Here is a 17,925-nt window from a genome sequence, read left to right as displayed (position 1 = left end):
GGCCGCGATGCAGGCAGGCTTTGGTGCGTTGGCGGGGTGGCAGGGCCGAGGCCCCGGGGCGCGCGCCCCTGTCTGAGGGGCAGATAGGCCTGATATTCAGACGCGGCAACGGCATGCGCGCGCGCTTTGCGGGTGGGACGCGGACGGTTGTTTCCGGTCTTGCCGTGCCGCATGGGTGGATTTCCGGATCTGGTGACTGCCGTGGAATATCGTTCCGGTTATTGGCGATCCTGGTGGATTCATGGCCTTATTTGCGCTGCATCGCGCAAGGTGCCGGGCAGTTTTTCCGCGTAACCGTCTGGTGGTGGGCGGTGTCCACGTGGCCCGTTCGCGCGGATGCGGTGGGGAAAGGGGGGGCCGCGCGGTTTTGGTTTGGTCAGGTGTGGGCGGCGCGCGGTGTTGGGCAGGCGGTGTTGGGCAGGCGGTGTCTGGCAGTGGGGGGGGCTGCGTGCCAGGCAGGCGCTTTGTCCTGCCCTCAGCGCCAGAGCCCGGCACGAGAGGCCAGCATGCCTTGCAGTTTTGCCAGCCATCGCAGGGCCAGACCCGGGCGGGGCAGGGTGCCGGTTGCAAGGCGCTCGGCCACCACCTCGGGCGGGCAGGGGGTGCCGGTGACGGGGTCGCGGTAGCGCGGATAGGCGATCAGCGTGGCATGGATCAGCGCGGCCAGATCGGGGCGGGCTGCTTCCTGGCGCCGCCGGGGCATGTCGCACAGGTCGGTGGTCAGGCCCCAGCCCGCGTAGAACGGCACGCCGAGGCAGGTAACGGGCTTATGCCGGATCAGCGCCTCGAACCCCAGAAGTGACGTGATGGTCCAGACAGCATCGCAGGCGTCGATCAGCGCGATGGGGTCGGCGTGGGACGCGATGATGTCGGCCAGCGTGCAGGCCGCAGCATTGGGGATCGCGCCGGGGCGCAGCCCTGCCTCGACATCGGGATGGGGTTTGTAGGTGATATGCGCGTCGGGGTTGGCGGTGCGCACGGCGCGCAGCAGGTCGAGGTTGGTGCGCACATTCCCCGCGCCAAGGCGGATCGAGGCATCATCCTCGACCTGCCCCGGCACAAGGATGCGCAGGCGGGGGGATGCGGTGGACGCGGCACGGGTGGTGACGGAACGCGCAGCGGGTCGGTCATGCGCGTCATCGGTCGGGGCGTTACCGGCCTGAGTGGGCTGGCTGTTGGTTTGGGGGGCGGTGCCAGAGCCGCCGCGCCGCGGCAGTGCCCCGGCAAGCGGGTCTTGCGGATCAGGGCGCGGCGGCCTGTCCTGCGGCGGCGTCGCGCGCGATGGCCCCGTGCCGCCAAGGTTGTATTTCGACAGCCCTGCGGTGATGATCTGGCGGCGCAGCGCCTCGGCCCGGTCGGCATAGCCGGGGGGGGGCGGGGCGGCGATCAGGCGTTCCAGTGTGCTGGGGCGCGTGGGGTCGTAGTAGATGCCCAAGGGGTCGGCGACCAGCGACAGCGGCGGCACCAATTGCGCACCCAAGCCGCGCGACCGCAAGAAGCCGTCCTCGACCCGGCGGACGATGAGCGGCGCGGATGCGGGCGCGCGTGCATCGGATGCGGGGGCGGGGGGCTGTGCCCAGTCCGGCAGATCGTGGCTGGCCCAGATCAGGAGGCCCGGGCGGGGTGCTTCCCGGGGTTTCGCTGTGCTGGGCGCCGGGGCGGATTGCCCGGTTGATGGAGTGGCGGTGGGCGGCGCGCCGACGCTGGCATCGGCTTTTGAAGCGATGCCCAGCAGGCTGCGCGCGCGCATGGGGTCATTCGTGTACTGCACGGGGCGGGGTTTGCCGAAGAAGCCTTGCAGCGCGCCACGCTTCCACAGCCGCATGTTCAGTGCGACATGGCCGTGGCGGTCCTCGCGCCAGGCGCGGGTCGTGGCCTCCAGCTGGTTCAGCGCCTCCTCAAAACTGCACAGCCGGTCGCGATGCGCGTCATACCAAACGGGTGCGAGGATCATCGCGGCGGCGAAAAGCTGGGTGCGCGTCAGGCGGCGGGTGCGGCGGGGATGGGGGGTGGCGTCCTCGGTCAGGCCCCATCCCGCGTAGAACGGCATGCCGAAGACGCGGGGGCGATGACCGGCCATGATCGCCTCGAACCCCAGTTGCGACGACACGGTATAGACGGCGATTGCCCCTTCCAGCAGGGCATGGGGCGAGACGGGGGTATCCAGCAGGGTGATGCGGCCCCGCGCATCGGCGTGGGTATAATGGCCGGTGCGGCCCCGGGGCGTGGTGGTGGGCCACCAGCCAGAGGGCTTGGCGTCCGGGGGTGTGTGGTGGGCGTGCGGGCCGATTTGGGTGGTCGTGCCCTGCGATTCCGGGTGGGTCTTGATGACGATGCGCGCCATGGGGTGGTCGGCCTGCGCATGGACCAGAATCTCGCGGAAGATGTTGGGCGGCAGGGGGCCGTCCAGCCCCCCCTCGGTCAGGGCAGCATCGCCGCGCACCTGATCAATCACCAGCACGTAGCCGGGGGCGGGCAGGCGATGCGGGCCCTCACTGGGATGCAGGCCGGGGTGCAGGCTGGGGTGCAGCCCCGGGTGCAGGCTGGCAGACGGTTCATGCGCGTTGTATTTCGACAGGTCCGCCGCGCGCAGCCGGGCGATGCCGGTGCGCGCGCGCGCCAGCAATGCGGCATCGTCCAGCGGATGGGTGGCGAGCAGCCGTTCCAGGCTGGACGGCCCCGCCGGGGCGTAATGCGCCCCCCCGATTTTGTCGATGAGGATGCCCAGCGGGGGGCCGCCGCCCGGACGCCGTGAATGCGCCTGCGCAGAAACCTGGGGCCCGGAAATCTGGGGCCCGGAGATCTGTGGGCCAGAAACCTGTGGTCCGGAAACCTGTGGCTCAGAACCTGCGCGGCCGGGATGGATGGAGCGCAGGAAGGCATCCTCGAGCCGGATCAGGGTTGCGCCGCGCCGGGCGGCGATGGCCGTGCCCCGGTGGGCGGTTGCGCCATGGCCCCAGACGGCGACGGCATCGCCTGCATCGGGCAGGCCCAGCCGAAGGTCGTAGCCTGCCAGCGACAGGATCCGGCGCAGACGGCGTGCGGTGGTGCCCGGCCCCAAGAGCCCGCCGTTATAGGCAAAGAGCCGGGTGCGGTGCGGGGGGGCGGTGTCGCTGCCGTCTGGGTCGGTGTGATACGGGAAGCGGCCTGCCATGCGACTGCGCCCGGCCTAAAGCGCAGCGCGCTGTGGCAGGCCAGGCGCGATGAGATGAAGTGCTGAGGGGGCCTGTGCGGAGGGGGCCTGTGCGGTGGGGGCCTGCGCGGTGGGGGCCTGTGCAGCGAGACGGGACGCTTTGGGGTGGGACGCTGTGAGATGGGGCGCTGTGAGATGGGGCGCGGAGGTGCAAGGCGCCGAGGAACCCGGCGCGGCGGGACGGGGTGCGGACCATCGACGCGCCGAGAGGCCCCGCGCGGTGGCTGAAGCGGGCATTGCGGGGGCGCCGGTGAGTCGGATGGGGTGCATTCGCGATGCAGGTTGTGCTGCCCCTGCCACGTTTGAGCGCGGCTCGGTTCTGAGGTCACCACCGGACCGGGGGGGCCGGGCCGGGGCTGTGCTGACATGTCGTGCGCTGACCTGCATTCGGCTTGTCCTTGTTCCGGGTGGCATCACGCGGCGTTGCCTCTGGCTTCGACGACACTGTCCCGTGTTTGGTCCCGCGTGGTCGGCCCCTCGTGTTTAGCCTCGTCTGTAGTCTCGGTTTTCTGGCCCGGTTTTCTGGCCCAGTCTGTAGCCCGGGTCTGCTGGCCCGCATCGGTGCGGTATTGGGCGAAGGGGTGCCAGCTTGGTCAGGTCCCGCGCGGTTCCCCCCTTATCCCGCAAGATGCAGCGCCGGGATGCCGTGCCGCAGTATGGTCATGCCCGTATCCGGGAAAGCGCATGGGGCTTTCGTGCCGCGCCATGCACCGGCGATGTGCCGTTATCGTGTGCGCTGGTGCCGGGTGGCGGTTTTTTGGGGGGGCTTTGACCGCAGTTTTGCCTGCGGCGAGAAAAGCCCCCCAACCTTGCTTCTGTCAGCGCCCATGCGCTGCCGGGCCGTTCCGGCGCGGCTAGTCGTCCAGCAGCACGCGGCGCGCTGTGGTGGCTGTGGCCAGCGTGCCGGTCAGGGTGGCGATCGTACGCGACCAGCCGATGGCCGAAGCCTCGGTCACATAGACGGTGTCCTTGTCGCGGATCGCGAAGTCGCGGGCCTCGAACATGCCGGTGGGCGCGGTCAGGTCGAGGACGTAGACAAAGCGCTGATCGCCGATCAGGTCGTTGCGGCCCAGCAGGGCGTTGGCGATCTCGGGCGGTTCGTCGCGGAAGACGAAGACGCCGGTGGGATCGGCGCGCGACGGGTCCAGCCCGCCGACGCTGGCCAGCGCCTCGATCCCGCTGACGGTGCGGCTTTCAAAGGTCACACGCTCGGTCCGGCCGGTGGCCCCCAGCGCGGTGAACGAGCGCTGATCGGCCTCGACCAGAATGCGGTCCCCGCCGCGCAGCGCGATGTCCAATTGCGGGTGGTCGAACAGGTCTTGCAGCCACACGGTGTCTTGCTGGCTGCCGCGGGTGACGCGGACCTGCGCGATTTCTGGCCGCACGTTCACGCCGCCGGCACTGGCCAGCATCGCGGTCAGGGTGCGGGTGGGGCGTTCGATGGGATAAACGCCCTGCGTTGTAACCGCGCCCAGCACCGACACCGTGGTGCCGTCGCCACTGACGCGGCGCACGATCACCTGCGGATCGGGGGTTTGTTCGTCGAGTTGCCGGGTCAGCAGGCGGCGCAGCGCATCGGGCGTCTGGCCTGCGGCGCGGATGCGGCCCGCATAGGGCACGAAGATGTAGCCCTCGGAATCGACCTGAAGTTCTTCGAGGATAGCGCCCGGCGTCTCGGTCCCGGCCAGCAGCCCTTCGGTCACGTTTTCATAGACCGAGAGGGTCACGACGTCGCCCGAACGGATGGAATCGGCCCCCAGAAGCGAGGCGCTGCGCAGTGCGTGGCTGAACCCCAGCGCGGGCGTGGCCTTGGTGACCTGCGACACGCGCGGGGTCACGGAGACGATGAAAGCGTTGCCCTGTCGCATGACCGAGCCTTCGAAGATATCTTCCTTCCCCGGGCCGGATCGCGGCTGATCGCACGCGGCTAAAAAGGCGAAAACCGCCAAGAGGGCCAGTTTACTGACCCCCGGTCTGGTGAGGTTGGGCACTGCTCGCGCTCCTTATATGTAATTCTGCCTCAGTCGGAATTTTTTTAATTAGGGAAAGCTTAGCAGAAAAGCCGCCAATGCGCCAAGCGTTGATTTCAAAGGCTTGCGCAAGTGTTGCGCGCCGGTTGCAGATGCCGGGTCAGCGCACCAGCCGCAGCTGTTGGCGCGGCGCGGCCTGCCCGGTTTCCAGCGCGGTATAAGGATCATCCGGCGCCAGCATCAGGTCGACCACCTGGCGCAGCAGGTGTCTGCGCCCCGCGACCGAATAAAAGCCGCCCGGGATCTGCGAGGTTTCCAGCAGGTAGTTGCGATAGTCGCGGTAGGCGCGGGCATCGGGGCGCGCGGGCTGGGCGAAGAATTCGGGCAAGGGTTGGGTCGAGACGAATTCCGGTTTGCCATAGACGGCACTGCCAAAGACCTTAAGCGGCATGCCGCGCCAGAGGACCTGCTGCGCTGCGGTGGAATTGACGGTGACGGCGCTGCGCGCGTGATTGAGCAGTGCGGCCAGCTTTCCGCCCCGCACGAAATGCACCCGGTCGGCGACGCCGTAAGCGGCGGCCAGTCGCCGGATTTCACGATGCACGGGCACGCGGCCATCTTCCAGCGGATGCGCCTTGAATACCAGGTGGTGGTGGCCGGGCGCGCCCTCGGCAAAGCCCTTCAGGCAAAGGTCAATGAATTCACTCATGGTGGAAAACGGGCTGTGCATCTGGAAATTGCTGTCATGTTCCAGTTGCAACAGCGCCAGATGGTAGGGAAAGCCGCCGTTGCGGATGTAGCGCGTCGCCAGCCGCCGCTGGAGCGAGATCAGCGGCATTGCCCAGAGGCGTTTGACATAAAGCCCGAATTCCTGCGACACGCTGAGCGCGCGGTGCGGGCGAAAGTTGCGAAAGCGCCGGTTGGCGAACATCACGAAGAAATGGTAGAGCGCGCCGTAGAACACATGCTGGCGCATGTCGCCCCAGCGCGCGGGCGGGTCGGGCAGGTCGGTCTCGCACCGCTCCAACGCGCGGCGCATCTGCGGCAGGTCCAGCGTCATCAGGCGGGAATTGCCGTTGGCGCCTTCGCGTTCATACGTCACCCAATAGGGGCGCATGTAGCCTTCCTCGAACACATGCACGGTGATGTGGCGCGCGCGCGCAGCGGCGATGGCCTGTGCATGGATCGGGCGGGTGTCGCCATAGAGCACAATATCGGTGATCTGGTGCCGCTCCAGCAGCGCGGCGCATTCGGCGGGCCAGTCCTGGGGCCGGGCGGTAAAGGGGATGAAGCTGTCGCGGTCGCGCCAGAAGGCGGCATCGCCTGCATTGAAGCCCACGCGCCAGACCTTCCCGCCCGAGGCGCGCACCATCCGGCCCAGCCGCGCGAAGAACGGGCCATGCGGGCCCTGAAGAAACAAAAACCGTCGGTTCTCGCCGCTTAACCGCGTCAGCGGTTTTTGGGTGTGTGCCTGCATCTGTTTTCTGCCTGTGCTGCTGCGCGGACCGTCATTTTGCCGATACCCTGTTTGCCGGGCCTGTTTGATACTGTCATATTTAACACAATATTCTGGCGATGCGTCATAAATAAGGCATGCGGAACAGGCGACTATGGCGGATGCTTGCCGGGGGGCGTCGCGCGGGATAGATCAGGACGGAGGTATCAGCAGAAAGGAAGCGGCGCGTGTTTACTGGGATCATCACCGATGTGGGACGGATTGTGGCGCTGGAACAGGCGGGCGACCTGCGCGCGCGGATCGGCACGCACTATGACACGGGCGCGGTGGATATCGGCGCGTCCATCTCGTGCGATGGGGTCTGCCTGACGGTGATCGCGCGCGGAACGGAGGGCGGTCAGAACTGGTTTGACGTGCAGATTTCGGGCGAGACGGTGTCGAAGACCAACCTGCCTGCCTGGGCGGTGGGCCGGCCGGTCAATCTGGAACGCGCGCTGCGGGTCGGGGATGAACTGGGCGGGCATATCGTGTCGGGCCATGTGGATGGCGTGGCCGAGGTCACGCTGATCGCGGTAGAGGGCGACAGCACCCGCATGCAGTTCCGCGCCCCGGATGCGCTGGCGGGCTTCATCGCGCCCAAGGGGTCGGTCGCGCTGAACGGCACGTCGTTGACGGTGAATGAGGTGGCGGGCGCGACCTTTGGCGTCAACCTGATCCCGCATACCAAGACGGTGACGACATGGGGCACGACGCAGGTGGGTGATCTGATCAACCTGGAAATCGACACCCTTGCGCGGTATGTCGCGCGCTTGCAGGACTGGGCGCGGGCGGACGGCTGAGGGGATTTCCGCTGGCGTCAGGGTGCTGCGTCCGTTCCTGATGCAGGCGACCCGCGCGGATCCGGGGTTTTCGCAGGGGCCGGGTGATGCCCGGGCCATGCCTCGCAAAAGGTGGTCTGTCAGACCTTGGGCGGGAGCCCCCATCGCGCGGGTTTTGCCGCATCTTGCCCGCGCCAAAGCGCCCGGATGCCTTGGCTTGGCGGGCATCCGGGCGGGGGTCATGCAACGCAAGGAAACGCGTTAAAACAAAATAGAAACAACGTGCTACAGGGTGATGTTGATGCGGGGAAAGCCCCGCATCAACCCGTTAGGCGTCCCCGGCGGCGAAGATGCCGTCGATCATCGCCTGATTGCCGCGTGATACCTCCAGCGGGCAGGCAAGCGGCGCGCCGGTGCGGATGGCGTCGCCGAAAGCCTCGATCATATCGGTGTATTGGGCGGTGGAATTGAACCGCTCGATCCGTGTGATGCCGTCGGCTTCCTGCCATTCGACGCGGCAATCGCCATAGGCCTGGGCGTTGAAAGGCGCCGAGAGGCTGATCCAGCCGTCGCTGCCGTGGAACAGCATGTGTTGGTAACGGCCCTGCCGCATGCCGCAATAGAACGACATGGTGAAGCCGTCGAAGTCGGCCCAGACGCGGGCAAAAGTGTCCACGCCACCCTCATACTGGATGTCGGCACGCAGGGCAGTCGGCTCTTGCCCGGTGGCCAGACGTGCGGTGATGCAGGGATAGACGCCGATGTCGCGTAGGCCGCCACCGCCGGCTTCGGCATTGTTGCGGATATTGGCGGGGTCGGGGTTGTTATAGGTGAATGCGCCCTCGATGTGACACAGGCGGCCGATGGCGCCTGCGTCCAGCAGCGCGCGCACCTTGTGCAATTGCGGATGGTTGGCGACCATGAAGGCCTCGGCCACGACAACGCCCGCAGCATCACGCGCGGCGATGAGCTGGTCGATCTCGGCGGTTTGCAGCGCGATGGGTTTTTCGCACAACACATGCTTGCCCGCTGCGATGGCCTTCAGCGTCCATTCGATATGCAGGTGGTTGGGCAGCGGGATGTAGATCGCGTCGATGTCCGGGTCGGCAAGGAGGGCGTCGTAGCTGTCGTGGACCGTCAGGCCGGGGGCGAGGGCGGCAAAGGGCGCGGCCTTTGCCGGGGTGCTGGTGGCCAGCGCGGCCAGCGTGGCGTCCCGCGCGGCCTGGATCGCCGGGGCAACCTGCGTCTGTGCGATCTTGGCGGCGCCAAGAATGCCCCATCGGATGGTACTGGTCATGGTTTGTCGTTCTCCCGCTGTTGCGATGCGTGCCGGGCTGCCCCGGGACGCCCCTTGTGCGGTTACGGTAGCGGGCGGCGGCGCTGTGTGAAAGGGGCGGCGGGACAAAAAGCGCAGCGGGTGTGTCTTGGTGATCCTGGTCTGGGGGCTGCGGAAGCAAAAGCCACGGACGCCCGCCGGGGACCGAGCTGCTGCCGGGTGGGCCAGTGCTTTGGCCCAGCCGCGTCGTTCTGCAATCATCCCGCCGCCCGGTTCGCCGTTCCGCAGATGGGGCGCGGGGATCGCGCGGCGGGGGCCGCCGTTACTTCTGGATCGGCTGCACGCCGTAGGTCTGGTAGGCGTCGGCTTGCAGGTCTGCCACGCTGCGGTCGGGGGTGTGCCGGTAGCTTGGCGCCAGGATCGGCGTGGTGCGCGCAATGTGCAGGCTGATGACATGGCGGATGGGAAATTTGCCACCGGTCATCGCCACAAGGGGGGCCGCAAGTTCTGTGAAGCCGGGATGGTCGGGCGCGATGATTTCGGCCTGGCCTTCCAGTTTGCGGCCGCGTTGCAAGAACACGTCGATCAGACTGACGCAGACAGCCGGATTCGCCCGGATGTTGCGGACGCTGCGTGCTGACGCGATGTCAGCGATCACAAGGCGGTCCGCGCCGGTTTGCGCATAGATTTCCTTTGGTGACACGTTCGGCCTGTTGTCGGCGTCCACGGTCGCCAGCCAGCATAGAACCGCCTTTTCTGGCGCGCTGGAACCTGCGCTCATGTGCGTTTCTCCAAGATCAGCCGGATGCCGAACAAGATCAGGAACGTCCCCATCGCGCGTTCGATCCAGATGCCGAAACGTCTGTAGGCCCGGCGCGCCGGTTCGGTTGACAGCAGCCAGACAACCAGCCCGTACCACAGGACTTCGAGCGCAAAGCCCCCGGCCAGGATTGCGGTTTTGGCACCCGTCGAGGTGCCCGGGGGGATGGTCGCGGCATAAAGGCTGATGAAGAACGCAATGCCCTTGGGGTTGCCGAGATTGACCAAAATGCCCAGCCGCAGGCCCCGGGCAAAGCTGTCTTGCGTGGGTGCAAGCGTGTCCGCGTCATCCGGCGCCGGGCGGTAGAGCCAGCTTTTGACCCCGAGGTAGACGAGGAACAGCCCGCCCGCGATCTGGACGGCCCCGGCCAGCCAGCCAATGCGGGTCAGCAGCAGGGCGAGGCCGGACATGCTGAGCACCGCGTAAAACGTGGCGGCGCAGGCCATGCCGATCGTCGCACCCACCGCAGCCCGGCGCGCGCCTGAGATCGCCAGCCGGGAGACCAATGCGAAATTGGGGCCCGGGCTGACGACAATCGCGGCGTAGAGCGCCAGCACGGTAACGACGATGATGATCTCGGTGGGCATTGCGGACCTCCAGTCTGACGGATGCAGTCTAGGTCAGATGCCGCTGGGCGCAAGGCTTGTGGCCTGCGGGGGTGGTTGCCGGGCCGGGCGCGTGACCGGGCAAGGGGGGCGACCGTGAGAGCCACCGCGCAGCGCGGCGGTGCTGCGGCAAGCGCATACGAAAAAGCCCCCGGGGTGCGGGGGCTTTTGTCATTCCGGCGGGGGGCTTCGGCTGCCTTAGCCTGCCTTAGCCTGCCGCGCGCGAGGCGCGTTTGCGTTCGTGCGGGTCCAGGTGGCGTTTGCGCAGGCGGATGGCCTTTGGCGTCACTTCGACCAGTTCATCGTCGTCGATATAGGCGATGGCCTGTTCCAGCGTCATGGTGATCGGCGTGGTCAGGCGGACTGCCTCATCGGTGCCGCTGGCGCGCACGTTGGTCAGCTTCTTGCCTTTCAGCGGGTTCACTTCCAGGTCATTCTCGCGGCTGTGTTCGCCGATGATCATGCCCTGATAGACAGGTTCCTGCGCGCCGATGAACATGCGCCCCCGGTCTTCGAGGTTGAAGAGCGCGTAGGGCACCGAAACCCCGTCTTCCATCGAGATCAGAACGCCCGCACGGCGGCCCGGAATGGCCCCTTTGTGCGGTGCCCATTCGTGGAACACACGGTTCAGCACGCCCGAGCCGCGCGTGTCGGTCAGGAATTCGCCGTGATAGCCGATCAGCCCGCGCGAGGGGACATAGGCGATGATCCGGGTCTTGCCGACGCCTGCAGGCTTCATCTCTGCAAGTTCACCCTTGCGCGGGCCGGTCAGTTTTTCGATCACCGCGCCGGTGTATTCGTCATCCACGTCGATGGTGACTTCCTCGATGGGTTCCAGCCGCTGGCCGTCTACTTCGCGAAACAGCACGCGGGGGCGGGCGATCGACAGTTCGAACCCTTCGCGGCGCATGTTCTCGATCAAAACGCCCATCTGCAATTCGCCGCGCCCGGCCACGTCGAAGGCGTCGCCGCCGGGCGTGTCGGTGACTTTGATTGCCACGTTGAGCTCTGCTTCTTTCATCAAACGCTCGCGGATGACGCGGGACTGCACCTTGGCGCCGTCCTTGCCCGCCAGCGGCGAATCATTGATGCCGAAGCTGACGCTGATGGTCGGCGGGTCGATGGGCTGCGCGGGCAGCGCCACGTCGAGTTCGAGCGCGCACAGCGTATCGGCCACGGTGGCCTTCGACATGCCCGCCAGCGTGACGATGTCGCCTGCCTCGGCCAGCTCGATGGGCTGCTGGCCAAGGCCACGGAACGCGAGGATCTTGGAGACGCGGAACTGCTCCAGCTTCTCGCCATCGCGCGACAATGCCTTGATGGTCTCGCCCGCTTTCAGCGTGCCGGATTCGACGCGGCCGGTCAGAATGCGCCCGATGAACGGGTCGGCCGACAGGGTTGTGGCCAGCATGCGGAACGGCTCATGGCGTGCCGCGACCTGTTTGGGCGCGGGGACGTGGCTGAGGATAAGGTCGAAAAGATCGGTCATGCCCTTGCGCGGGCCGTCCAGTGTCTTGTCGCACCAGCCATTGATGCCCGAGGCGTAAAGCACAGGGAAATCAAGCTGATCGTCGTCGGCACCGAGGTTGGCGAACAGGTCGAACACCAGGTCGAGCGCCTGATCGGGCTCGGCTGCCTGTTTGTCCACCTTGTTGAGCACCACGATGGGGCGCAGGCCCAGTGCCAGCGCCTTGGCGGTCACGAATTTCGTCTGGGGCATCGGGCCCTCGGCCGCATCGACCAGCAAGACAACGCCGTCCACCATGGACAAGATACGCTCTACCTCGCCGCCGAAATCGGCGTGGCCGGGGGTGTCGACGATGTTGATGCGTTTGCCCTGCGACTCGACGCTGGTACATTTCGCCAGAATGGTGATGCCGCGCTCACGCTCGATATCATTGCTGTCCATGGCCCGTTCGGCCACGGCCTGATTGTCGCGGAATGCGCCGGATTGTTTCAGTAGTTCGTCCACCAGCGTCGTCTTGCCGTGGTCCACGTGTGCGATAATCGCAATATTGCGAAGGTCCATAAGTCGTCTGCCTTTTATGCTGCGCCTGCGCGATAGCGTGTTGTGGGCCAAAAGGCCAGTGTTTGTTGCGTGACAGTGCGGCTGCGTGGCGGGGAGGTACCGGCGCTGCCTGACAGATTGCCGTTTGTGTCTGCGTCAGGGGTCTTTTGTTCGGGAACCGTGAGGGTGGTCGTGTCCCCCCGCGCGCTCAGCGTGCTGATGGGAATGATTTGCCGCCCCGGAAGGGTTCAGCGGCCTTTATTCGCCACCCTGTCAATGCGTCGCGGTTTTCGAGAAGACCTGAATGACGATGATGCCGCACAAGATCAGCCCCATGCCCAGCAGGGCGGGCAGGTCCAGCTTCTGGCCGAACATCAGATAGGCGATGAGCGCGATCAGGCAGATGCCGATGCCGGACCACAGCGCATAGACCACGCCAACGGGCATGAATTTCAGCGTCATCGACAGCAGGAAGAACGAGATCGCATAGCCCACCACCACGATCACCGATGGCCCGAGGCGGGTGAATTGCTGGCTGGCATGCAGCGCGCTGGTGGCGATGGTTTCCGCGACAATGGCGCCCAGAAGAAACAGCCAGTGCATGTTGATGGTTCCTTATATTGTGCGTGCGGCCCGCGCATGTGGGGGCCGCAACGGGGACAGGGGCCCCGGCGGTTCCATGAGCGGACCCCGATATCAGACGCCCCGGCACTGGGCCAGATGCTGCGTCAGATACTTCAGCATGTGTGACAGTTGTTTGACAGCAGCGTCCGCGCCCGTCGGTCAGTGCCGTCAGATCGGCAGGCCCGCTTCCAGGTTGGCGACAGTGCGCGCAATCAGTTGCAGCCGGTCGGGGTTGGGCGGGTGCGTGCCAAGGAACTGGTTGCCGGGGTCTGGACTGCGCCGGAAGAACTGCGCGCCGACCAGCGGGTCGAAGCCCGCGCGCCAGGCGATGACGGTGCCGAGGCGGTCTGCCTCCAGCTCGAAATCCTTGGAATAGCTGCGCGCGCCGACGCCGGCGCCGATGTTGGCCAGCCGCTGCGCCGTCGCCTGATCTGCCCCGGACAGGCTGGCCAGAAGCCCGCCGACCAGCGCACCTGTGGTGGCGCTTTCGCGCATCCGCGCCTGATGGCCCGCCAGGTAATGCGCCGCCTCATGCCCGAAGATCAGGGCGAGTTCCTCGTCATTGGCCTCGCGGATCATGGCTGTGGTGAAACCGATCAGCGGGCGGCCCTGCGCGTCGCGGGTGTGAAAGGCGTTCGGAGGCTGGCCCGCCCGGTCATCTACGACCACGATGAAGGTGCAATCCAGTTGCGGGGTGCGTTCGCGGCAAATCTGTTCCGACACGGGTTTCATGCGGGCCACCACGGCGGCAAAGCCGGTGCCGCTGCGGCTGGCCGTGTCGCGCGCGCCCAAGGGCGGCGGGCTGGCGAGATGCGCGGGGGCCACGTCGCAGGCCGCGAGGGCGAGCGCCACGGCCATGGCCGGGATCAGCCGGAGGGCGCGTCGCAGGGCGGAGGTGTACATCATGGGCGCGGGGCTTTCACTGCGGGTATGGCTGCGGGTGTGGCTGCGTGGGTATATAGCCTGCCGGAGCTGCGGGCAATTCGGGTGCATGTCAGAAAACGGTGATCGGGGTGTTGGCGCCATGCGCCCGCCGGGGGCGGGGCCGGGGTATGGGGTGCGCTGGCCGTTGGTGGTTTGGGCCTTTCATCGGGCCGCTCTTTTCATCGGGCCGCTCTTTTCATCGGGCCGCTCTTTTCATCGGGCCGCTCTTTTCATCGGGTTGGTCTTTGGTCGTGCAGGCTCTTCGGTCTTGTTGGCCTGAACGCGCAGGGCGGCAGGTTTGGTCGGCTGGGACGGGGAGAAGCGGTGCTTTTCGGGGTCCGCGCGGGGGTCACACACGGGGCTTACTGGCCCGCAATCGGGGGAAGGGGAGCGCGCTGTGTCGCCGCCCGCTTCAACGCAAAACGCCCGGGCCTTGCGGTCCGGGCGTTCAACTTCGCGGCGGCGCGGGTTTAGCCGACCAGCGCTTTGTTAAGGTATTCGTCCACCTTTTCCAGATAGCCCATGGTGGTCATCCATTTTTGATCGGGGCCGACGAGAAGGGCCAGGTCTTTTGTCATGAAACCATCTTCCACGGCCTGCACGCAGACTTTTTCCAGCGTTTCGGCAAAGCGCAGCAGTTGCGCGTTGTCGTCCAGCGTGGCGCGGTGCTTCAGCCCGCCGGTCCATGCGAAGATCGACGCAATGGAGTTGGTCGAGGTCGCCTTGCCCGCCTGATGCTGGCGGTAGTGGCGGGTGACGGTGCCGTGCGCGGCCTCTGCCTCGACGGTCTTGCCATCGGGGGTCATGAGGACCGAGGTCATCAGGCCCAGCGAGCCGAAGCCCTGCGCCACGGTGTCGGACTGCACGTCGCCATCGTAGTTCTTGCAGGCCCAGACATAACCGCCGTTCCATTTCATCGCACAGGCGACCATGTCGTCGATCAGGCGGTGCTCATAAGTGATGCCCGCGGCTTTGAACTTGTCGGCGAATTCAGCCTCGAACACTTCGGCGAACAGGTCCTTGAAGCGGCCGTCATAGGCTTTGAGGATGGTGTTCTTGGTGGACAGGTACACCGGCCAGCCCATCATCAGGCCGTAGTTCATCGAGGCGCGCGCGAAATCGCGGATCGAATCGTCGAGGTTGTACATCGCCATGGTGACACCGGCGCTGGGGGCGTCGAACACCTCGCGCTCGATCACTTCGCCATCGTCGCCGACGAATTTGATCGTCAGCTTGCCCTTGCCCGGGAAGCGGAAATCGGTGGCGCGGTATTGGTCGCCAAAGGCATGGCGGCCCACGACGATGGGTTTCGTCCAGCCCGGCACCAGGCGCGGCACGTTCTGGCAGATGATCGGCTGGCGGAAGATCACGCCGCCCAGGATGTTGCGGATCGTGCCGTTGGGCGAGCGGTACATCCGCTTGAGCCCGAATTCCTCGACCCGGTCTTCATCGGGGGTGATGGTCGCGCATTTGACGCCGACGCCGTATTTCTTGATTGCTTCGGCGGCATCCACGGTGATCTGGTCGTCGGTGCGGTCGCGTTCCTCGATGCCCAGGTCGTAGTATTTCAGGTCGATGTCCAGATAGGGCAGGATCAGCTTTTGCTTGATGAAATCCCAGATGATGCGGGTCATTTCATCGCCGTCGAGTTCGACGACCGGGTTGTCTACCTTGATCTTGGTCATGGGGCGCGCTCCTGAATTTGGCCCCGGTGGGGCCTGAATTGGGATGGTTCAGATTGCCGGTGTCATAGCCGATCCCGGCGCGGATGCCTAGTGCTGTATGCCGTTGTATACGGTAAAAAGCCGCGCGTTCTGGAACGCGCGGCGCAGCCGGTTATCTTGTCGCCTCGGTCAGGCGGCGTTTGACGTATTCGGACACATGATCCAGCATCGGGGCCATATGCGCCTCTTCGTCCTTGAAGAAGTGATCGGCACCTTCGATCTGCGTATGGGTGATGGTGATTCCCTTCTGTTCGTGCAGTTTGCCGACCAGAACCTCGGTGTCGCGCGGGGGCGCGATGCGGTCCGCTGTGCCGTTGATGACCAGACCCGAGGCCGGGCAGGGCGCAAGGAAGCTGAAATCATACATGTTCGCAGGCGGTGAGACCGACACGAACCCCGTGATGTCGGGGCGGCGCATCAGCAGTTGCATCCCGATCCAGGCGCCAAAGCTGAAACCCGCGACCCAGCAATGCCGGGCGTTCTGGTTCATGGTTTGCAGGTAATCCAGAGCGGCAGCGGCATCTGACAATTCGCCAATGCCCTGATCGTATTCGCCCTGGCTGCGGCCAACCCCGCGGAAATTGAAGCGCAACACCGAAAAGCCCATGTTATAAAAGGCGTAGTGCAGGTTGTAGACCACCTTGTTGTTCATGGTGCCGCCGAATTGCGGGTGGGGGTGCAGCACGACGGCAATCGGCGCGTCTCGTTTCGGTTGGGGATGATAGCGGCCTTCTAGTCGGCCATCGGGGCCGGGAAATATCACTTCGGGCATGAACCAGCCTTGTTGTCATGTCTGGCCCCCGATATGGCGCTGCGTCACACACAATGTTGACAGAAGCGGTCGGGTAACCTAGAACTATTCTAATGTTGGGCGTGGAGTATGTGTCTCCAGCTGCACGCAAGTAAGCAGCTAAGCCCGATACGTCAATCATTTTGCCGCAAGGCGCACGCTTTGAAAGGGTTTTGCAGGTGAAATTATCCACGAAAGGCCGGTATGCCATGATCTCGCTGGTGCAGCTTGCGCAGACGCCTGACGGGGCGCTGACCTCGCTCAACGAGATCTCGCGCAAGCAAGATGTGTCGCTGGCCTATCTGGAGCAGCTGTTCGTGAAGCTGCGCCGCGCCGGGCTGGTCGATTCCGTGCGCGGGCCCGGCGGTGGCTACCGGCTGGCGCGCCCGGCCGATGCGATCCGCGTATCCGAGGTGTTGTCGGCAGTGGATGAGACCGTCAGCGCCATGCATACCGGCGGCGGGGCTACGGGGGCGGTGTCGGGCAGCCGCGCGCAGTCGCTGACCAACCGCCTGTGGGAGGGGTTGTCCGCCCATGTCTATGTTTTCTTGCACCAGACCCGGCTGTCGGATGTGGCAGGCAATGCGCTGACCCCGTGCCCTGCGGTGCCCGTGTTGTTCGAGGTGGTGGACGAATGACACGCGCCTATCTGGACTGGAACGCAACCGCGCCTTTGCGCCCCGAGGCCCGCGCGGCCATGCTGGCGGCGATGGATGTGGTGGGCAATCCGTCCTCGATCCACGCGGAAGGCCGTGGCGCCAAGGCAATCATGGAACGCGCGCGTGCGCAGGTCGCCGCCGCGATTGGTGCGGACGGCGCGGACATTGTCTTTACCGGCTCGGCGACCGAGGCGGCGGGGCTGGCGCTGGCCGGGCGCGGCCTGTCGGGCGCGGCGGTCGAACATGACGCTGTGGCGGCGTGGATCACCCCGGACCTGAGCGTTGACGGGCAGGGCCGTGTCACCGTGCCCGACCCGGGCCGCGCCACGCTGCAACTGGCCAATTCGGAAACCGGCATCGTGCAAGACCTGCCGCAGGGCCTTGCGGTCAGCGACCTGACCCAGGCCTTCGGCAAGTTGCCCATGGCCTTCAACTGGTTGGGCTGTGACATGGGGCTGGTTTCGGCCCATAAGCTGGGCGGCCCCAAGGGCGTGGGCGCGCTGATCTTGCGCCGGGGGCTGGACGTGCCCGCGCAGATCCGGGGCGGCGGCCAGGAGATGGGGCGCCGTGCGGGAACCGAGAACATCATCGGCATCGCGGGTTTCGGGGCGGCGGCGCAGGCGGCGGCGGAAGATCTGGCCAATGGTGTCTGGGAGGAAGTCGCGGAAATTAGAAATATTCTAGTTTCGGCACTGGACGCCCACGCCCCAATGACTATTTTCATCGGCAATGATGGCGCGCGCCTGCCCAACACGATCTGCATGGCAACACCCGGCTGGAAGGGTGAGACGCAGGTGATGCAGATGGACCTTGCTGGCTTTGCCGTCTCGGCGGGGTCGGCCTGTTCGTCAGGCAAGCTGCGGGCCAGCCCGGTTCTGGCGGCGATGGGCCACGACGCCGGGGTTGCGGCCTCGGCGATCCGGGTGTCCATCGGCCCGGGCACGACACGGGAGGCTGCGCTGCGTTTCGCCGACGCATGGGGCGCCTGCCACCGTAAATTCCGCGCGCGGGCCGCGTAAACGTCCGGCACGAGACACATGACTGGCGCGTTTGATACG

Annotated in this window: 14 protein-coding genes; 3 read left to right on the top strand and 11 right to left on the bottom strand. The window is 66.0% G+C overall.

What is annotated here, in order from left to right:
* Positions 1 to 475: 475 nt before the first annotated feature.
* The 3 genes from H9529_RS20640 to H9529_RS05270 all read right to left on the bottom strand — a co-directional run bounded on the left by H9529_RS20640 (position 476) and on the right by H9529_RS05270 (position 6,640).
* A complete protein-coding gene (locus tag H9529_RS20640; RefSeq protein WP_143033539.1) occupies positions 476 to 3,154 on the bottom strand; it encodes a capsular polysaccharide biosynthesis protein in 2,679 nt (892 codons plus the stop codon).
* Between the two features lie 893 nt (positions 3,155 to 4,047).
* Entirely contained in the window at positions 4,048 to 5,061 is a 1,014-nt protein-coding gene (locus H9529_RS05275; RefSeq protein ID WP_092891749.1) for a polysaccharide biosynthesis/export family protein, read from the bottom strand.
* A gap of 262 nt (positions 5,062 to 5,323) precedes the next feature.
* Positions 5,324 to 6,640 carry a capsule biosynthesis protein gene (locus H9529_RS05270; RefSeq protein ID WP_092891716.1) on the bottom strand — a complete coding sequence of 439 codons (1,317 nt, stop codon included), beginning with the start codon at positions 6,638 to 6,640 and terminating at the stop codon, positions 5,324 to 5,326.
* A gap of 206 nt (positions 6,641 to 6,846) precedes the next feature.
* Between H9529_RS05270 and H9529_RS05265 the strand changes: the two genes are divergently transcribed.
* Positions 6,847 to 7,458, top strand: a complete 612-nt coding sequence (locus H9529_RS05265) for a riboflavin synthase (RefSeq protein WP_092891714.1) — start codon at positions 6,847 to 6,849, stop codon at positions 7,456 to 7,458.
* A gap of 307 nt (positions 7,459 to 7,765) precedes the next feature.
* Here H9529_RS05265 and H9529_RS05260 read toward each other — a convergent pair whose 3' ends face one another.
* From H9529_RS05260 to H9529_RS05225, 8 genes are all read right to left on the bottom strand, one after another.
* Complete coding sequence (locus H9529_RS05260; RefSeq protein ID WP_092891712.1) at positions 7,766 to 8,734, bottom strand: Gfo/Idh/MocA family protein; 969 nt, start codon at positions 8,732 to 8,734, stop codon at positions 7,766 to 7,768.
* Positions 8,735 to 9,035: 301 nt separating this feature from the next.
* A complete protein-coding gene (locus H9529_RS05255) occupies positions 9,036 to 9,494 on the bottom strand; it encodes a pyridoxamine 5'-phosphate oxidase family protein (RefSeq protein ID WP_092891710.1) in 459 nt (152 codons plus the stop codon).
* Complete coding sequence (locus H9529_RS05250) at positions 9,491 to 10,120, bottom strand: LysE family translocator (protein ID WP_092891708.1); 630 nt, start codon at positions 10,118 to 10,120, stop codon at positions 9,491 to 9,493. The genes H9529_RS05255 and H9529_RS05250 overlap by 4 nt, the downstream gene beginning before the upstream one ends.
* Before the next feature lie 226 nt (positions 10,121 to 10,346).
* Entirely contained in the window at positions 10,347 to 12,167 is a 1,821-nt protein-coding gene (typA, locus tag H9529_RS05245; RefSeq protein WP_092891706.1) for a translational GTPase TypA, read from the bottom strand.
* Between the two features lie 252 nt (positions 12,168 to 12,419).
* Positions 12,420 to 12,749, bottom strand: a complete 330-nt coding sequence (locus H9529_RS05240; RefSeq protein WP_092891704.1) for a DMT family transporter — start codon at positions 12,747 to 12,749, stop codon at positions 12,420 to 12,422.
* Positions 12,750 to 12,938: 189 nt separating this feature from the next.
* On the bottom strand, positions 12,939 to 13,676 hold the full coding sequence (locus H9529_RS05235) for a M48 family metalloprotease (protein WP_223814305.1): 738 nt from the start codon (positions 13,674 to 13,676) through the stop codon (positions 12,939 to 12,941).
* A 488-nt stretch (positions 13,677 to 14,164) separates the two neighbouring features.
* Entirely contained in the window at positions 14,165 to 15,379 is a 1,215-nt protein-coding gene (locus tag H9529_RS05230; protein ID WP_092891702.1) for an NADP-dependent isocitrate dehydrogenase, read from the bottom strand.
* Positions 15,380 to 15,530: 151 nt separating this feature from the next.
* Positions 15,531 to 16,190 carry an alpha/beta hydrolase gene (locus tag H9529_RS05225; protein ID WP_092891700.1) on the bottom strand — a complete coding sequence of 220 codons (660 nt, stop codon included), beginning with the start codon at positions 16,188 to 16,190 and terminating at the stop codon, positions 15,531 to 15,533.
* Positions 16,191 to 16,387: 197 nt separating this feature from the next.
* Here H9529_RS05225 and H9529_RS05220 point away from each other — a divergent pair, with 197 nt between their 5' ends.
* On the top strand, positions 16,388 to 16,846 hold the full coding sequence (locus H9529_RS05220) for a Fe-S cluster assembly transcriptional regulator IscR (protein WP_092891698.1): 459 nt from the start codon (positions 16,388 to 16,390) through the stop codon (positions 16,844 to 16,846).
* Positions 16,843 to 17,886, top strand: coding sequence for a cysteine desulfurase family protein (locus H9529_RS05215; protein WP_092891696.1), 1,044 nt, complete (start codon positions 16,843 to 16,845; stop codon positions 17,884 to 17,886). The genes H9529_RS05220 and H9529_RS05215 overlap by 4 nt, the downstream gene beginning before the upstream one ends.
* The last annotated feature ends 39 nt before the right edge of the window (positions 17,887 to 17,925 follow it).

Source organism: Roseicitreum antarcticum (assembly GCF_014681765.1).
GTDB lineage: Bacteria > Pseudomonadota > Alphaproteobacteria > Rhodobacterales > Rhodobacteraceae > Roseicitreum > Roseicitreum antarcticum.
The sequence above is the reverse complement of the archived record's forward strand: the minus strand, read 5'-3'. Positions and strand labels throughout refer to the sequence as shown.